Annotated in this window: 14 protein-coding genes; 9 read left to right on the top strand and 5 right to left on the bottom strand. The window is 65.8% G+C overall.

Annotation, left to right across the window (positions count from 1 at the left end):
* The first annotated feature begins 60 nt into the window (after positions 1 to 60).
* The 7 genes from DNK59_RS19405 (at position 61) to DNK59_RS19375 (ending at position 7,352) form a co-directional block, all read left to right on the top strand.
* Positions 61 to 1,098, top strand: coding sequence for an ABC transporter ATP-binding protein (locus tag DNK59_RS19405; RefSeq protein WP_110724302.1), 1,038 nt, complete (start codon positions 61 to 63; stop codon positions 1,096 to 1,098).
* A 1-nt stretch (position 1,099) separates the two neighbouring features.
* Positions 1,100 to 2,044 (top strand): ABC transporter permease, encoded by a 945-nt coding sequence (locus DNK59_RS19400; RefSeq protein WP_110724239.1) that lies wholly within the window; start codon positions 1,100 to 1,102, stop codon positions 2,042 to 2,044.
* Positions 2,034 to 2,843, top strand: coding sequence for an ABC transporter permease (locus tag DNK59_RS19395; protein ID WP_047301992.1), 810 nt, complete (start codon positions 2,034 to 2,036; stop codon positions 2,841 to 2,843). Before DNK59_RS19400 ends, DNK59_RS19395 begins: the two co-directional genes overlap by 11 nt.
* 39 nt (positions 2,844 to 2,882) lie before the next feature.
* The gene (locus DNK59_RS19390) at positions 2,883 to 4,307 is read left to right on the top strand and encodes a gamma-aminobutyraldehyde dehydrogenase (protein ID WP_110724238.1); all 1,425 of its coding nucleotides are present in this window, start codon (positions 2,883 to 2,885) and stop codon (positions 4,305 to 4,307) included.
* Between the two features lie 204 nt (positions 4,308 to 4,511).
* Positions 4,512 to 4,922 carry a hypothetical protein gene (locus tag DNK59_RS19385; protein ID WP_110724237.1) on the top strand — a complete coding sequence of 137 codons (411 nt, stop codon included), beginning with the start codon at positions 4,512 to 4,514 and terminating at the stop codon, positions 4,920 to 4,922.
* 35 nt (positions 4,923 to 4,957) lie between these two features.
* Positions 4,958 to 5,974: a hypothetical protein gene (locus DNK59_RS19380; protein WP_256596471.1), complete on the top strand. Its 1,017-nt coding sequence runs from the start codon at positions 4,958 to 4,960 to the stop codon at positions 5,972 to 5,974.
* 184 nt (positions 5,975 to 6,158) lie between these two features.
* Positions 6,159 to 7,352: a DUF418 domain-containing protein gene (locus DNK59_RS19375; RefSeq protein ID WP_110724236.1), complete on the top strand. Its 1,194-nt coding sequence runs from the start codon at positions 6,159 to 6,161 to the stop codon at positions 7,350 to 7,352.
* On the opposite strand, the gene DNK59_RS19370 is transcribed toward DNK59_RS19375, so the two are convergent.
* Positions 7,349 to 7,882, bottom strand: coding sequence for a GNAT family N-acetyltransferase (locus DNK59_RS19370; protein WP_110724235.1), 534 nt, complete (start codon positions 7,880 to 7,882; stop codon positions 7,349 to 7,351). The genes DNK59_RS19375 and DNK59_RS19370 overlap by 4 nt on opposite strands.
* A 202-nt stretch (positions 7,883 to 8,084) precedes the next feature.
* Here DNK59_RS19370 and DNK59_RS19365 point away from each other — a divergent pair, with 202 nt between their 5' ends.
* Positions 8,085 to 9,704 carry a glucan biosynthesis protein D gene (locus DNK59_RS19365; RefSeq protein ID WP_110724234.1) on the top strand — a complete coding sequence of 540 codons (1,620 nt, stop codon included), beginning with the start codon at positions 8,085 to 8,087 and terminating at the stop codon, positions 9,702 to 9,704.
* Between the two features lie 225 nt (positions 9,705 to 9,929).
* Here DNK59_RS19365 and DNK59_RS19360 read toward each other — a convergent pair whose 3' ends face one another.
* From DNK59_RS19360 to DNK59_RS19345, 4 genes are all read right to left on the bottom strand, one after another.
* On the bottom strand, positions 9,930 to 11,036 hold the full coding sequence (locus tag DNK59_RS19360; RefSeq protein ID WP_110724233.1) for an NADH:flavin oxidoreductase/NADH oxidase: 1,107 nt from the start codon (positions 11,034 to 11,036) through the stop codon (positions 9,930 to 9,932).
* Positions 11,037 to 11,264: 228 nt separating this feature from the next.
* The gene (locus DNK59_RS19355; protein ID WP_110724232.1) at positions 11,265 to 11,648 is read right to left on the bottom strand and encodes a DUF6124 family protein; all 384 of its coding nucleotides are present in this window, start codon (positions 11,646 to 11,648) and stop codon (positions 11,265 to 11,267) included.
* 538 nt (positions 11,649 to 12,186) lie between these two features.
* Positions 12,187 to 13,896 (bottom strand): single-stranded-DNA-specific exonuclease RecJ, encoded by a 1,710-nt coding sequence (recJ, locus tag DNK59_RS19350; RefSeq protein WP_110724231.1) that lies wholly within the window; start codon positions 13,894 to 13,896, stop codon positions 12,187 to 12,189.
* Between the two features lie 57 nt (positions 13,897 to 13,953).
* Positions 13,954 to 14,496, bottom strand: coding sequence for a YaeQ family protein (locus tag DNK59_RS19345; protein WP_110724230.1), 543 nt, complete (start codon positions 14,494 to 14,496; stop codon positions 13,954 to 13,956).
* A gap of 222 nt (positions 14,497 to 14,718) precedes the next feature.
* Here DNK59_RS19345 and DNK59_RS19340 point away from each other — a divergent pair, with 222 nt between their 5' ends.
* A complete protein-coding gene (locus DNK59_RS19340; RefSeq protein ID WP_110724229.1) occupies positions 14,719 to 16,452 on the top strand; it encodes a hypothetical protein in 1,734 nt (577 codons plus the stop codon).
* Positions 16,453 to 16,463: the final 11 nt, after the last annotated feature.

Genomic DNA, 16,463 nt, shown 5'->3' with positions numbered 1-16,463 from the left:
TTGACCCAGCAGTCCAGGCAGGCCGCCGATGGCGGCCCTGCCTTTGCGGAGCAGTGCACCATGACCCTTGCAGTCCAGTTCACCCAGGTTTCCCGGCAGTTCGGCGAGGTCAAGGCCGTCGACCGGGTGTCCATCGATATCCACGACGGTGAGTTCTTCTCCATGCTCGGCCCGTCCGGCTCGGGCAAGACCACCTGCCTGCGGCTGATTGCCGGTTTCGAGCAGCCCAGCGCCGGTTCGATCCGCATCCACGGCGCCGAGGCCGCGGGCCTGCCGCCCTATCAGCGGGACGTCAACACGGTGTTCCAGGACTACGCGCTGTTCCCCCACATGAACGTGCGGGACAACGTCGCCTACGGCCTGAAGGTCAAGGGCGTGGCCCGCCACGAACGCCTGGAGCGTGCCGAGGCGGCCCTGCAGATGGTGGCCCTGGGCGGTTATGGCGAACGCAAGCCGGCGCAACTGTCCGGTGGCCAACGCCAGCGGGTGGCCCTGGCCCGAGCCCTGGTCAACCGGCCACGGGTACTGCTGCTGGACGAACCCCTGGGGGCCCTGGACCTGAAACTGCGGGAGCAGATGCAGAGCGAGCTGAAGAAGCTCCAGCGCCAGTTGGGCATCACCTTCATCTTCGTCACCCACGATCAGACCGAGGCCCTGTCGATGTCCGACCGGGTGGCGGTCTTCAACAAGGGCCGCATCGAACAGGTGGACAGCCCGCGCAACCTGTACATGAAACCCGCCACCCCCTTCGTCGCCGAGTTCGTCGGCACTTCCAACGTGATTCGCGGCGAGCTGGCGCAACAACTCAGCGGCAGCCCGCAGCCCTTCTCCATCCGCCCGGAACACGTGCGTTTCGCCCAAGGTCCGCTGGCGGCCTCGGAGATCGAAATCAGCGGCCTGCTGCACGATATCCAGTACCAGGGCAGCGCCACCCGCTTCGAAGTGAAACTGGACAACGGCCAGACCCTGAACATCAGCCAGGCCAACAACCAATGGCTGGACACCGACAGCAGCCACTGCACCGGCCAACGCATCAGCGCCCGCTGGGCCCGGGAGGCGATGATCCCGCTGACCGACACTCCGACCAGCGAGGCCTGAGATGAGCACCCAGGCCCTCGTCCAAGGCAGCGGCGACACGCCCCTGCGACGCGTCTCCAACCTGCTGTACCGGCGCCCCAACCTGTACCTGACCCTGCTGCTGGTGCCGCCGCTGATCTGGTTCGGCGCGATCTACCTCGGCTCGCTGCTGACCCTGCTGTGGCAGGGTTTCTACACCTTCGACGACTTCACCATGGCGGTCACCCCGGAGCTGACCCTGGGCAACTTCGCCGCGCTGCTGCAGCCGTCGAACGCCGACATCATCCTGCGCACCCTGGGCATGGCCGTGGCGGTGTCCATCGCCAGCGCCATCGTGGCCTTTCCCATCGCCTACTACATGGCCCGCTACACCAGCGGCAAGACCAAGGCGTTCTTCTATATCGCGGTGATGCTGCCGATGTGGGCCAGCTACATCGTCAAGGCCTACGCCTGGACCCTGCTGCTGGCCAAGGGCGGCGTGGCCCAGTGGTTCATCCAGCACCTGGGGCTGGAGGCGCCGCTGCAATGGCTGCTGGGCGTTCCCGGGATCGGCGGCAGCACCCTGTCGACCTCGCACCTGGGGCGTTTCCTGGTGTTCGTCTACATCTGGCTGCCATTCATGATCCTGCCGATCCAGGCCTCCCTGGAGCGCCTGCCGCCCTCGCTGCTGCAAGCCTCGGCGGATCTTGGCGCGACGCCGCGCCAGACCTTCATGCTGGTGATCCTGCCGCTGGCGGTGCCGGGCATCGCCGCCGGCTCGATCTTCACCTTCTCCCTGACCCTGGGGGACTTCATCGTGCCGCAACTGGTGGGCCCGCCGGGCTACTTCGTCGGCAGCATGGTCTACGCCCAGCAAGGCGCCATCGGCAACCTACCGATGGCCGCCGCCTTCACCCTGGTGCCCATCACGCTGATCGCCATCTACCTGTCCATCGTCAAACGCCTGGGGGCCTTCGATGCACTCTGAACAAGCATCCTTGGGCCTGCGCCTGGCGGCCTGGGGCGGGCTGGTGTTCCTGCACTTCCCGATCCTGATCATCTTCCTCTACGCCTTCAACACCGAGGACGCCGCCTTCAGCTTTCCGCCCCGGGGCCTGACCCTGAAGTGGTTCAGCGTGGCCTTCAGCCGCCCCGACGTGCTGGACGCCATCCAGCTGTCGCTGCAGATCGCCGCCATCGCCACCCTGATCGCCCTGGTCCTCGGCACCCTGGCGTCGGCGGCCCTGTACCGCCGCGAGTTCTTCGGCAAGCAGGGCATCTCGCTGATGCTGATCCTGCCCATCGCCCTACCAGGCATCATCACCGGCATCGCCCTGCTGGCGACCTTCAAGACCCTGGGCATCGAGCCCGGCCTGTTCACCATCGTCGTCGGCCACGCCACCTTCTGCGTGGTGATCGTCCACAACAACGTGATCGCCCGGCTGCGGCGCACCTCCCACAGCCTGATCGAAGCCTCCATGGACCTGGGCGCCGACGGCTGGCAGACCTTCCGCTACATTATCCTGCCCAACCTCGGTTCGGCCTTGCTGGCCGGGGGCATGCTGGCGTTCGCCCTGTCGTTCGATGAAATCATCGTCACCACCTTCACCGCCGGCCATGAACGCACCCTGCCACTGTGGTTGCTCAACCAGTTGAGCCGGCCCCGGGACGTACCGGTGACCAACGTGGTGGCCATGCTGGTGATGCTGGTGACCATGCTGCCGATCCTCGGCGCCTACTACCTGACCCGTGGCGGCGAAAGCGTGGCCGGCAGCGGCGGCAAATAACCCGCTTCCCGACCCTCAGCACCAAGAAAGGAGATGAACATGCAAACCCGATTGCTGATCAACGGCCAACTGGTGGCCGGCGAGGGGCCGGCCCAGCCGGTATACAACCCGGCCCTGGGCAGCGTGCTGGTTGAGATCAACGAGGCCAGCCAGGCCCAGGTGGACGCTGCGGTGCTGGCCGCCGACAGCGCCTTCGCCAGCTGGTCGCAGACCCCGCCCAAGGACCGCTCGCTGCTGCTGCTCAAGCTCGCCGACACCATCGAGGCCCACGGCGCCGAGCTGGCCAGGCTGGAATCGGACAACTGCGGCAAGCCCCTGAGCGCAGCCCTGAATGACGAGATCCCGGCCATCGCCGACGTGTTCCGCTTCTTCGCCGGCGCCAGCCGCTGCCTGGGCGGCTCGGCGGCGGGGGAATACCTGCCCGGGCACACCTCGATGATCCGCCGCGACCCGGTGGGGGTGATCGCCTCCATCGCCCCCTGGAACTACCCGCTGATGATGGTCGCCTGGAAGATCGCCCCGGCCCTGGCCGCCGGTAATACCGTGGTGCTCAAGCCCTCGGAACAGACCCCGCTGACCGCCCTGCGCCTGGCCCAACTGGCCAGCGAGATTTTCCCGGCCGGGGTGCTCAACCTGGTATTCGGTCGTGGCCCGAGCGTCGGCCAGCCGCTGGTGAGCCATCCCAAGGTACGCATGGTGTCGCTCACCGGTTCGATCGCCACGGGCGCGAACATCATTTCCAGCACCGCCGACAGCGTCAAACGCATGCACATGGAACTGGGGGGCAAGGCCCCGGTGATCATCTTCGACGACGCCGATATCGACGCCGCGGTGGAGGGCATCCGCGCCTTCGGCTTCTATAACGCCGGCCAGGACTGCACCGCCGCTTGCCGGATCTACGTGCAGGACGGGGTCTACGAGCGCTTTGTCGAGCAACTCGGGGCCGCCGTCGCCAGCATCAAGCATGGCGTGCAAGACGACCCGGCGACCGAGCTGGGGCCGCTGATCACCGCCGCGCATCGCGACCGGGTGGCCGGTTTTGTCGAGCGCGCCCTCGCCCAGCCGCACATGCGCCTGGTCACCGGGGGCAAGGCAGTACCGGGCAACGGCTACTTCTTCGAACCCACGGTGCTGGCCGACGCCCGGCAGGACGACGAGATCGTGCGCCGCGAAGTCTTCGGCCCGGTGGTGTCGGTGACCCGCTTCGAGGATGAAGCCCAGGTCCTGGGGTGGGCCAACGACTCGGACTACGGCCTGGCCTCCTCGGTGTGGACCGCCGACGTCGGCCGCGCCCATCGCTTGTCGGCACGCCTGCAATACGGCTGCACCTGGGTCAACACCCACTTCATGCTGGTCAGCGAAATGCCCCACGGCGGCCAGAAACTCTCCGGCTACGGCAAGGACATGTCCCTGTACGGATTGGAGGACTACACCACGGTGCGCCACGTCATGTTCAAGCACTGAGGCCCACGGGCCATCGGCAGGCGCTGGCCCCACAGCGCCTGCTGCTCGATCGCCAACTGCCAGACTGGATTAGCGCCCCCGGTTGCGGCACTATCCGCCGCCTGAAAACCCCGGCGCCATCGACCGGAATCGCTTTATACCTTCCGGCAGCAAGGATGCGCCCATGCCCCGCCCTATCCCCACCACCGCCCGCGAGTGCCGTCCATGAGCCTGGACGCCACCAGCCGCTATCACCTGCTGCGCATCTGCACCAGCCTGGTGCCGCTGGCGCTGCCGGCGCCGCTGTTCTATCTGGCGCATGTCTGGGGCGTACCGCTGTATCGCAGCCACTTCGGCGCCCTGGCCAAGGGCTTTGGCCTGGGCGTGATGGTGGATCTACTGTTTCATCTGCTGATCATCGTCAGCGTGCTGGTGGCCCTGGTGCCCAACCTGAAGGCCAAGCTCGGCCTGGTCGGCGCCCTGGTGCTGTTCACCGCCTGGGCGATGTTTCCCGACCACCCGATCCGCGGCTACGTCTATTGCCTGCTGATGAGCGTGCCACCGCTGCTGGCGATCGTTCTGGCGCAGTGGCTGTGCCGCCGCTTCGTGCCCGCGCCGGCCCCGGACACCCCATGACCGACGCTCCGTTTCCCAACTCAACGAGTTCGCCGATGCCCGCCCTTCGTCATCTGTTGCGCCCACTGTGCGCCGCCCTGTTGCTCGGTGCTGCCGCTCAAGTGGCCCAGGCCGCTGCCCCCGCCTGTCCGTCCAGCGACCTGCCGACCTTCCTCCAGGCCTTTGCCAGTAGCCCGGAGCTGCAGCAGGCGTTCACCGATTCGCCGCTGATCGAACAGCGCCCGGGGCGTGACGAATACGGACGCGAGATCACCACCCGGCACAAGCTGACGGGCGATACCCGGCACCTGCTGACCCTGCTCGATCCGAAGGCCCAGGCCCGGGCCGGACTGCAAACTTTCTGGGAGAGCCAGACCCTGGTGGTGCATGACCCACTGGGCGACGTGCTCCAGGCCTTCGTCTTCCAACAGGGCGCCTGCTGGCAACTGGTGCGGGTCGAGCAGTGGTCCATGAGCGGCCTGCTCGACCAGGACGCCCCGGCCAACGAAACGGCCTTGCAACGGCAGATGCGCAAGGCCGATCTGTTCCTGGGCTACGGCGGCCGCGAGCAATACCTGTTGACCGGGTACTTCTTCGATCTGGGCCAGCAGCTTCTGCTGGACGCCGCCCGGCATGGCTCGGCCAAGGCGGCCGTGCAGGCAGTGAGCCTGGGCTACTCGGGCATGGCGCCGGCGCTCAAGCCCGGGGAGCCGGAACAACTGCTGCAGCCTTACGCGGCGACCGATGCCGAGGCGGCGTTGATGCTGTCGATGTACTACTGCGATCCGCTCGGCGATGGCTCGGTCAATGAATGCCAGCAACCGCGCAAGTCCGAAGAGTGGGTGCTGCGCACCGCCCGGGAACTGGACTCGGCCAGCGCCTACTACTACCTGGGCAGCGGCTACGCCGAGGGCAAGTGGGGCACCACCGATGGCCCCCGGGCCCTGGCCTGCTACCAGGAGGCGATCAAGCGTGGCGATCTGGACAGCCTGCGGATGCTGACCTGGTGGACTAAAAAAGGCCAAACGCCCGCCGCCGGTGCCCAGTGCCTGCCGGCGCCTGCACAGGGCTGAACCCGGATCGGCGAGCCAACCCTGGGGCGGACACCGCGGCGCAGGCTCATTGACTTTTTTTCACAAGAGTTTGATTGCCCCCGCGCCGCCTGATCGCGTTAATTGAGCCTCCACTCCATTCACCGACAGGCCAGCCCATGCCCCTCGTCCCTCTTGCGCACGCCCTGTTGCCCGGGCCCCGGAAATGAACGCGCCTTTGCCGCGCCAGACGGCGCGCCTGCAGCAGGTCGATGCCCTGCGCGGTTTTGCGCTGCTGGGCATCCTGGCGGTGAACATCTGGTCGTTCGCCGACCCCTACTACGCCTCGCCAGTCAGCAACCCGGCCTACTCCAGCGACCTCGATCACCTGATCCGCTGGCTGGTGTCGGTGCTGTTCGAGGCCAAGTTCTACCTGCTGTTCTCCTTCCTGTTCGGCTACAGCTTCACCCTGCAAATGGCCTCCGCCGAGCGCGCGGGCGAACGCTTCGTGCCGCGCATGCTGCGGCGGCAACTGGCCTTGCTGGCCATCGGCCTGGTGCATGGCGCGCTGCTGTTCTATGGCGAGATCCTCACCCTGTACGCGCTGCTGGGCCTGGTGCTGCTGGCCTTGCGCGGGCTGACGGCGCGGGTCGCGGCCATCCTGGCAATCCTGTTGATCGGCACCACGGCGCTGCTGATGCTGCTGTTCGGCATCGAGCTGCTGAACGCCGGCCTCTCTACCGGGGCCGCCGACGGCCAGCCGCTGCTCAAGGATCTGGCCCTGGGCGGAGATGCGCTGGACACCCTCAGCTACAACGCTGCGCATTTGCTGGAAACCGCCTCGGCCCTGTGGCTGCTGCAGGGGCCCAGCACCCTGGCGATGTTCCTCCTGGGTTATGTGGCCGGACGCAAGGGCCTGCTGGTGGCACCCGAGCGCTTTGCTGCGCGGGTGCCGCGGCTGCTGGCCCTGACCCTGCCCATCGGCCTGGGGGGCGCCCTGCTCTACGGTTACTGCAGCGCCTATGCGCCCGGTGGCGGCCTGGAAGTCATCGGCTACGGCATCAGCCAACTGACCGCGCCGCTGCTCTCGGCCAGCTACGCCATGCTGTTGCTTCGGGCCTTCGATTCGCCTCTGGGCCAGCGCCTGTGCCAACGCCTGGCGCCGCTGGGGCGCATGTCATTGAGCAACTACCTGCTGCAGTCGCTGATCCTGTGCCTGTTGTTCACCGGCTACGGGCTGGGGCTGATCAACCACCTGCCGCCGTTGTCGATTCCCCTGCTGGTGATCGCCATCTACCTGTTGCAGATGCAGCTCAGCGCCCTGTGGCTGCGCACTCATCAGTACGGCCCTTGCGAGTGGCTGCTGCGCGCGGTGACCCTCGGTGCCTGGCCGCACTGGCGCAAGCGCGCGCCGGCTTAAACCAGCCGCAGACAGAGGTGGATATCCTCGGGTTCGATGCGCAGCAGCTCCGGGTCCGGGGTCGCCAGCAGCTCACAGCCCAGGCGGGTGTAGAAATCCACCGTGTGCTTCGAAGGCGTGGCTGATACATACAAGCCCTGGGCGCCCATGGCCAGGGCCTGCTCCCGGGCCAGGGCGAACAGTTGCCGGCCCAGGCCAAGGCCGCGATAAGCCTGGCTCACGTGAAGGAATTTCAACTGCCGCAAATCCAGCCCGGCGCACTCGATCGCCAGGCAATCGACCACCGCTGCCGCCACCAGTACCTCAGCGTCGAAGATCCCGTACAACCAGCCGCCGCGCTGGTAACACTGCTGCAAGATCAGCGCGTCATGCTCGGCCTCGCCCTCCGGCCACCCCGTCACCACCTCGTGCTGGGCATAGCCGATCAGACGGCCATCCTGCACACGGTAGAAGCCGTCTATGACTTCGGCGCGATCGATCCATTTGAGCTGCGGGATATCGTTTGCGGTAAGGGCACGCAGGTGCAACATGAGGCCGGGTTCCTGATGCGATTCAAGTGGTTACCAATGGACACAAGCTAAGCATTTTTCTGCCCCGGGCGAACCGTTTATTCTAGCGACCCTCTATTTATCGTCCGCTGCGTCTGGCCAATGGCATGACCGGACTTCACCTCGCGATCCCCCCAGTCAGCCAGGAGCGGCTGACGATCCCAGCCCCCCACAAGGTTCATCTATGCACCGCAGGCACCTCCTCAAAGCTTCCATGGCCCTGGCGGCCTATACCGGCCTCTCGGCCAGCGGGCTGCTGGCCGCCCGAGCCTGGGCCGGCACCGCTGACGGCGACGCCCAGGCCTTCGATTTCGAGCGCCTCAAGGCTCAGGCCAAGCAACTGGCTGGCAGCCCGTATGCAGACACCAAGCAGGTGCTGCCGCCGACCCTGGCGCAGATGACCCCGCAAAACTTCAACGCCATCCAGTACGACAGCCAGCACTCGCTGTGGAATGACCTGAACGGCCAGCTGGACGTGCAATTCTTCCACGTGGGCATGGGCTTCAAGCAACCGGTACGCATGCACAGCGTCGATCCCAAGACTCGCCTGGCCCGGGAGGTGCACTTCCGCCCGTCGCTGTTCAACTACCAGAACACCAGCGTCGACACTGCCCAGCTCAAGGGCGACCTGGGTTTTGCCGGCTTCAAGCTGTTCAAGGCCCCGGAACTGGACAGGCACGACGTGGTGTCCTTCCTCGGCGCCAGCTATTTCCGGGCGGTGGACGCCACCGGCCAGTACGGTCTGTCGGCCCGTGGCCTGGCCATCGACACCTACGCCAAGCGCCGCGAGGAATTCCCCGACTTCACCCAGTTCTGGTTCGAGACCCCGGACAAGGACAGCACCCGCTTCGTGGTCTACGCCCTGCTGGATTCGCCGAGCGCCACCGGAGCCTACCGCTTCGACATCGATTGCCAGGCCGAACGCGTGGTGATGGAAATCGACGCCCACATCAATGCCCGCACCGCCATCGAGCAACTGGGCATCGCGCCGATGACCAGCATGTTCAGCTGCGGCACCCATGAACGGCGCATGTGCGACACCATCCACCCACAGATCCACGACTCCGACCGCCTGGCCATGTGGCGCGGCAATGGCGAGTGGATCTGCCGCCCGCTGAACAACCCGGCGACCCTGCAATTCAATGCCTTCGCCGACAAGGACCCGAAAGGCTTTGGCCTGGTGCAGACCGACCACGAGTTCGCCAGCTACCAGGACACGGTGGACTGGTACAGCCGTCGGCCGAGCCTGTGGGTCGAACCCACCACCGCCTGGGGCGAAGGCAGCATCGACCTGCTGGAAATCCCCACCACCGGCGAAACCATGGACAACATCGTGGCCTTCTGGACCCCGAAACAACCGGTGGCCGCTGGCGACTCGCTGAACTACGGCTACAAGCTCTACTGGAGCGCCCTGCCGCCCGTGGGCACGCCCTTGGCACGGGTGCACGCCACCCGCTCCGGCATGGGCGGCTTCGTCGAAGGCTGGGCGCCGGGGGAACATTATCCGGAAGTCTGGGCCCGCCGCTTTGCCGTGGACTTCACCGGTGGCGGCCTGGATCGCCTGCCCGCCGGCACCGGCATCGAACCGGTGGTCACCGCCTCCAACGGCGAGGTCAAGGATTTCAGCATCCTGGTACTGGAGGAGATCAAGGGCTACCGCATCCTCTTCGACTGGTACCCGACCAACGATAGCGTCGATCCGGTGGAACTGCGGCTGTTCATCCGCACCCACGATCGCACCCTGAGCGAAACCTGGCTGTACCAGTACTTCCCCCCGGCGCCGGACAAACGCAAATACCCCTGATCCAGGCCTGAGGAGCCAACCGCTGATCGTGGCGAGGTAGCTTGCTCCCGCTGGGGCGACCTGTCGCCCCCCCATGGCCACCACCACCGGGGGCCCAGCGCACACCCCGCCCTCAGGCTTTACGGCCGCTGCGCGACCGAGCGGGAGCAAGCTCCCTCGCCACTGATAGCAAAAAAAACGCCGCTTTATCTCACGATAAAGCGGCGTTTTTTCATTTCCCGATGGCTACTCGCGCAAGTCCGACTCATGAATCGGCTGATCCCTATGGGTCGCCCGCTGATACTGCGCCGGCCAGATTGCCTTGCGCCCGCCCAGGTCGTCATCGGCGTGCAGCGGCCAGTACGGGTCGCGCAGCAGCTCCCGGGCCAGGAAGATGATGTCCGCCTGGCAAGTGCGCAGAATGTGCTCGGCCTGGGCCGGCTCGGTGATCAGCCCCACGGTACCGGTGGCGATCCCCGACTCCTTGCGCACCCGCTCGGCAAAGCGCGTCTGATAGCCGGGCCCGGTGGGAATCTCGGCATTGGCCGCGGTGCCGCCGGACGATACATCGATCAAATCCACCCCCAGGTCCTTGAGGCGCCGCGCCAGTTCCACGGTTTCATCAGGGTTCCAGCCGTCTTCCACCCAATCGGTGGCCGACACCCGCACAAACAATGGCAACTCCTCGGGCCACACCTTGCGTACCGCCTCGGTCACTTGCAACACCAGGCGTATGCGATTTTCAAACGAGCCACCGTACTGGTCCTGACGCTGATTGCTCAGGGGCGAGAGGAACTGGTGCAGCAAATAACCATGGGCCGCATGCACCTCCACCACCTTGAAGCCGGCCACCAGGGCCCGTTTGGCGGCCGCGACAAAGGCCTGGATGATCTCGTCGATCTGCCCTTGGTCCAGTTGGGTGGGCGGCGTGTGCTGCGGGTCGAAGGCAATCCGCGAGGGCCCCACCGGCACCCAGCCACCGTCCTCGGGCTTGACGCTGCCGGACTTGCCGAGCCAGGGCCGGTGGGTACTGGCCTTGCGCCCGGCATGGGCCAGCTGAATACCCGCCACCGCGCCCTGGGCGCTGATGAAACGGGTGATGCGTTGCAGGGGTTCGATCTGGGCGTCGTTCCACAGGCCCAGGTCCTGGGCGGTGATCCGGCCCTCGGCGGTGACCGCCGTGGCTTCGGTGAAGATCAACCCGGCGCCGCCGACGGCTCGGCTGCCCAGGTGCACCAGATGCCAGTCGTTGGCCAGCCCGTCCACCGACGAGTACTGGCACATGGGCGACACGGCGATGCGGTTGAGCAGGGTCAGTTGACGCAGGGTATAGGGTTCAAGCAGCAGACTCATGGGGCACCTCTCGATCAATGGTCAGGCTCCAGGGATCTGTTTGAACGGTCGACAAGTGACTGCGAAGTGAAGCGCCCGCCCCCGCGGGAAGATGGATGACAAAAGGTCACAAGGCCAATCAGACAGTGCTTAGAGACTAGTCGACAACCTTGCGCCAAGCCGAGTTCCTGATGCGCCCCGGGGAAAAAACCTGCAGCCTGGCCGCCTGCAGCAGCGGCCAGGCTGGCCTCAACCCTGCGGGGCGCGGCGATTGCCATCGAGCAAGGCATCGACCACGCCACGGGCCATTTCCACCGAATGCACCAGCGACCAGATCAGGCCGCGCTCCACGCCGCTGGCGTGCTCGGTGATCTCGTCGGATACCTCCTCGGCGGCCTTGAGCTGCATGGAAACGTGGAGCAGCGCTTCTTCGGCGCTGATACCGGGGCGGACAGTGAAGGGGTTATCGGGGCCCGCAGGACCAGCGGCGGTGGGTTGCAGCGTCGCGATCAGCGAGCCCTCCACGCCGATATTGGCCAGGGCATGGCGAACCCTTTGATTGGCCAGATCGTGGGCAGGATTACGACGGGAAGAAGGAGGGGAAACAGGCGGATCGGGAACGATCTTTTTCATGGTGTAGCTCCTCGACGATGAAGCCTCCACACCTAGCGCTGCTAGACGTTTGAAAAGGGTGGCGGCTGTACGCGGGCTAGCAGACCGGGTCGAGGAACCGGTGCGCCCGAAAGCGCCCCCACGCACCGCCGCCATAACAGCACACCGCAAATCTGAATTGCAGTGCTGATGGCATCGCTTGCGTTCGACCCGGGCGGCTATTACCAATCACTGACGGGCAGTGATTGAACCGAGACTAGTCAGCTGAATAGATCGCCACAAGCGCCCGGGAATACGCCCGGAACCCCCTTACAAAAGAAAGGGACATACCGCCACCCCGCTTTCCAAAAGTCTGGCGAAACCACCCGCGTCGCCTGCTGCCAGTCAAGAACAAACACTGCACTTGTGGCGAGGGAGCTTGCTCCCGCTGGGGCGCGCAGCGGCCCTAAAAATGGGACTGCTACACCCCGGAGCGCTGGCCGGCCCCACGGGAGCAAGCTCCCTCGCCACAGTTTATTTATTGCTCGCTCTGGCGTTGAGCTGATCGGCAGTACCCGCCTTAACGCGGTTCGATATGGGCAATCATCAACTGCACGGTTTCCTGGCCACGGAATTCGTTGAGGTCGAGTTTGTAGGCCAGCTCCACCCAGCGAATGGTCGGGTTGGGCCAGACTTCACGGTCGATGCCGAAGGCGATGCCGTCCAGCTTCAGCGAGCCGCATTCGCTGCGCAGCACCACTTTCAGGTGGCGCTCGCCAACGATGCGCTGTTCCACCAGCTCGAACACGCCGTGGAACATCGGCTCGGGGAAGTGCTGCCCCCAGGGGCCGGCGTGGCGCAGGGCGCGGGCCAGCTCCAGGTGGAACTCTTCCACCGCCAGGGTGCCGTCCGACAGCAGGCGCCCGGTGAGGTCTTCTTCACACAGCTGGCGTCGCACTTCTGCATCGAAGGCTTCGGCAAAGGCCGGGAAGTTCTGCTCCGGCAGCGACAGCCCGGCGGCCATGGCGTGGCCGCCGAACTTGCTGATCAGTTGCGGATGGCGCGCGGCCACGGCGTCCAGGGCATCGCGGATATGAAAGCCCGGCACCGAACGCGCCGAGCCCTTGAGCATGCCGTCGCCAGCATCGGCAAAGGCGATGGTCGGCCGGTGGTAACGCTCTTTCAGGCGCGAAGCGAGAATCCCGATCACCCCCTGGTGCCAGTCGGCATCGAACAGGCACAGGCCGAACGGCATGGATTCCACCGGAAGATCCTTGAGCTGGGCCAGGGCTTCGCGCTGCATGCCCTGCTCGATGGACTTGCGGTCCTGGTTCAGCTCGTCGAGCTGGGCGGCCATGGCCCGGGCCGCCGAGACGTCGTCGCTGAGCAGGCACTCGATACCCAGGCTCATGTCGTCCAGGCGCCCGGCGGCGTTGAGCCGTGGGCCGAGGATGAAGCCCAGGTCGGTGGAAGTGATGCGCGAGTGGTCGCGCTTGGCCACTTCGAGAATCGCCTTGAGCCCCGGCCGCGCCCGGCCGGCGCGAATCCGCTCCAGGCCCTGGTGCACCAGGATGCGGTTGTTGGCGTCCAGCGGCACCACGTCCGCCACGCTGCCCAGGGCCACCAGGTCCAGCAGCTCGCCGATGTTCGGCTGCGGCCGGGTTTCATAGCGTCCCAGGCTGCGCAAGCGCGCGCGCAGGGCCATCAGCACATAGAAGATCACCCCGACCCCGGCCAGGGCCTTGCTGGGGAATTCGCAGCCCGGCTGGTTGGGGTTGACGATGGCGTCCGCCGCCGGCAGCTCCGGGCCCGGCAAGTGGTGGTCGGTGACCAGCACTTGCAAGCCTGCGGCCTTGGCCGCCGCCACGCCTTCGACGCTAGAGATGCCGTTGTCCACGGTGATCAGCAACTGCGGCTCGCGCTGCAAGGCCACGGCGACGATTTCCGGGGTCAGGCCGTAGCCGTATTCGAAGCGGTTGGGCACCAGGTAATCGACATGGGCCGCGCCCAGCAGGCGCAGGCCCAGCACACCCACGGTGCTGGCGGTGGCGCCGTCGGCGTCGAAGTCGCCAACGATCAGGATGCGCTGGCGCTGGTCCAGGGCCGTCACCAGCAAATCCACCGCGGCGTCGATGCCCTTGAGCTGCTGATACGGGATCAGCCGCGCCAGGCTCTTGTCCAGCTCTTCCACCGACTGCACGCCACGGGCGGCGTAGAGGCGGGTCAGCAGTGGCGGCAGGTCGCCGAGAAAGGGCAGGACGGCGGGCAACTCACGGGGTTCGATACGCATGGGCTAACAGCAACTTCTCTTGGGGGACGGTGGGTCGTTCAGGAGCGGCGCGGACAATCAGCCGCGCTCGCCCAGCAGCCATTCCAGCTGCACTTCATGCTGGCCGCGATCGTCGGTGACGAAGATCGTGCCTTCGCTGATCATCACGTCCCACTTGATGACCCGCGGCATGTCCTTGGCCAGGGTTTCCAGCACGTCCTGGGGCACACCGGCGATGTTGAGGTTCTTTAGGTTCTTCACCGCGTCCAGCACCCGGGTCTGCCAGACCCGCAGGCTGCCGTAGGCCAACAGGCTGGTGCGCTCGGTGCGGCGCGAGCACCAGGTCAGGCGATCGGCGTCCGGCTGGCCGACTTCGATCCAGTGCAGCACGCGGTCGTCCAGGCTCTTTTCCCACAGGGCGGGTTCATCCACATCCGACAGACCCCGACCGAACGACAGCTGCTCGTTGTACCAGAAGGCGTAGGCCAGCAGGCGCACGGTCATGCGCTCCTCGGTTTCCGAAGGGTGACGGGCGATGGTCTGCTTGACGCTTTCATAGACCCCGCGGTCGAGGTCGGTGAGGTTCAGTTCGAATTTGTAGGTGGTGGACGGCTGGGCCATGTGCGGGCTTCTTGAGTGTGCGAAAAGGCGGCAAGTCTAACCCGAAACCTGCCGCCCTGCCCGACCGCTGACCGGTCAGCGGCCCTCGCGTTAAAATCCGCTGCAACGCATTGCCTGGGTAAAGTCGATTGCCAGCCTGCCACCAGGGTTTTATAACCCCCGCGCGAATCGGCCGGCGCGCACCGCGCCAACGCCGCAGTTCAATAGAAGAAAAGGACGTCCATGACCCTCTTTGTCACCCTGCTTGTCATCGTGCTGCTGTTCATCGCCCTGATTCTGTACTCCCGCCAGAAAATGGCTGAACAGAACGAGGACCTGCCAACGGCCAGCGACGTTACCTCGCAGATCAACCAGACCCTGCTACTGAGCAAATCCGAGCCGCTGCTGGCGCTGAAACTGGCCGAGCGTTTGAGCGGCGAGCTTCGGGAACTGGCGCTGCAATTGGTGAGCGCCGAACTCTACCTCGCGGGGCACAAGGCCAAGGCCCTGGAAATAGGCAGGCAATTGCCGCCCATGGCTCGGGACTATGTCCTCAACACGCTGATCGAGTCGCTGCTCGACACCAACGACACCCAGGCCTGCCTGGAACTGCTCGAGCAATGGGGCGAACCACTGCCCAGCTGGCCACTGCTGCAGGTGCGCATTCTCCAGGCCCGCGGCGAGCAGGATCGGGCCCTGGCCGTGCTGGGCGAGCTGAGCGACCCCGAAAACCCCGCAGCCCAGGAAGAGCAGAGCATCAGCAATTGCCTGATCCTCTCTCGCCTGCAATTTGAGGCGGGAATGGAAGACCAGGCGCTGCTCAGCCTGGAGCGGGCCTGGGGGCAATTCCAGGACCCCGCCGCGGGGCGCTATCTGACGGAGTGGCGCAGCCTGTTCGATGAGTGCGCGGCCCAGGGCCGGTTTGAACTGGTCCTCGCCCGGACGCCGGCACTGGCTGCCGAAGAACAGGTCCAGGCCATCCTCGCCCTGTTCGAGGCCGGCCAAACGGAGCCGGCCTTCAACCTGATGGCAGACAACGGCACCCTCTATTACTCGACCTACAGCGATCTGATGGACGCGGCCCTGAAGCGCCCGCAACTCGATCTTGCCCTGCGCCTGCTGGAGCAAATCCCCGACCTGCATCAACACGGCATGCTCCTGCACCTGCTGAACCACCTGGCGGCACAAGGCCGCACCGCTGAAGCCGAGGCCCTGCTGCAGGAGCGGGTAAGCGAGCCGTCCCAGCGTCCGAGCCTGATGCTCAGCCTCTGCGAAGAGCACCACCAGGCGCAGCCGCAATGGACTGCCGCGCTGCTGGCTCAGGCCCTGCAACTGATCGACGGCTACAAGCACGAGCCGGAACTCTGGAGTGACGTGCGCCTGCACGCCCTGAAGGTCCAGCTGCAAGTCCAGAGCCGCCTGCCGGCCCATCGCCGGGACAGCTGGCTGGTGCGTAGCAGCCTTGAAGAAATGCACAACCTGCGCCAGCAGCAGGATACCGACCAGCAACTGCTGTACCTCTGCCAGCAAGCCCGGCTATTGCATGACCTGGACCAGACCGCCCAGGCCAGGACGCTGTTGGAGCAGGCGATTAAATTGCTGGACAGTGCCGCAGAGACAGAGGTCGAAGAAGACCTGAAAGCCCTCTATCTGGAGGACATCGCCAGCGCCTACCTGCACCTCGACGAAGCAGAAACGGCCCAGGCCCTGCAGGCTCAGTTGCACGCCCTGGAAGCCGGCAGCCACATCCTGGAAGAGGACCTGCTGCTGCACCACATCCAGCACCAGCGCTTTGCCCAGGCCATCGAGGCGCTGAACCTGAGCACCCTGCTCAGCGAAAAGAAGCCGCTGTCACGCCTGTATCAAGCCCTGGAGGAGATGCATCAGCGTGCCCCCGAGCGCGCCGCCGAGTTCCAGCAGCAATTGCTGGACCGGCTGATCAGCGGCGAAGCCATGCGCGCCTCCCGACAAGCCTGACCGCCCCCGCC

Source organism: Pseudomonas sp. TKO26 (assembly GCF_003225665.1).
In the GTDB taxonomy this organism is placed as follows: Bacteria; Pseudomonadota; Gammaproteobacteria; order Pseudomonadales; family Pseudomonadaceae; genus Aquipseudomonas; species Aquipseudomonas saponiphila.
Note: the sequence above shows the minus strand (reverse complement) of the source record. Positions and strands in the feature narration are given on the sequence as shown.

Coding starts and splice junctions, on each gene's coding strand:
- DNK59_RS19365 (WP_110724234.1), top strand. CDS start 8,085: ATGCACCGCAGGCACCTCCTCAAAGCTTCCATGGCCCTGGCGGCCTAT.
- DNK59_RS19390 (WP_110724238.1), top strand. CDS start 2,883: ATGCAAACCCGATTGCTGATCAACGGCCAACTGGTGGCCGGCGAGGGG.
- DNK59_RS19375 (WP_110724236.1), top strand. CDS start 6,159: ATGAACGCGCCTTTGCCGCGCCAGACGGCGCGCCTGCAGCAGGTCGAT.
- DNK59_RS19355 (WP_110724232.1), bottom strand. CDS start 11,648: ATGAAAAAGATCGTTCCCGATCCGCCTGTTTCCCCTCCTTCTTCCCGT.
- DNK59_RS19345 (WP_110724230.1), bottom strand. CDS start 14,496: ATGGCCCAGCCGTCCACCACCTACAAATTCGAACTGAACCTCACCGAC.
- recJ (WP_110724231.1), bottom strand. CDS start 13,896: ATGCGTATCGAACCCCGTGAGTTGCCCGCCGTCCTGCCCTTTCTCGGC.
- DNK59_RS19370 (WP_110724235.1), bottom strand. CDS start 7,882: ATGTTGCACCTGCGTGCCCTTACCGCAAACGATATCCCGCAGCTCAAA.
- DNK59_RS19360 (WP_110724233.1), bottom strand. CDS start 11,036: ATGAGTCTGCTGCTTGAACCCTATACCCTGCGTCAACTGACCCTGCTC.
- DNK59_RS19340 (WP_110724229.1), top strand. CDS start 14,719: ATGACCCTCTTTGTCACCCTGCTTGTCATCGTGCTGCTGTTCATCGCC.
- DNK59_RS19405 (WP_110724302.1), top strand. CDS start 61: ATGACCCTTGCAGTCCAGTTCACCCAGGTTTCCCGGCAGTTCGGCGAG.
- DNK59_RS19400 (WP_110724239.1), top strand. CDS start 1,100: ATGAGCACCCAGGCCCTCGTCCAAGGCAGCGGCGACACGCCCCTGCGA.
- DNK59_RS19395 (WP_047301992.1), top strand. CDS start 2,034: ATGCACTCTGAACAAGCATCCTTGGGCCTGCGCCTGGCGGCCTGGGGC.
- DNK59_RS19380 (WP_256596471.1), top strand. CDS start 4,958: ATGCCCGCCCTTCGTCATCTGTTGCGCCCACTGTGCGCCGCCCTGTTG.
- DNK59_RS19385 (WP_110724237.1), top strand. CDS start 4,512: ATGAGCCTGGACGCCACCAGCCGCTATCACCTGCTGCGCATCTGCACC.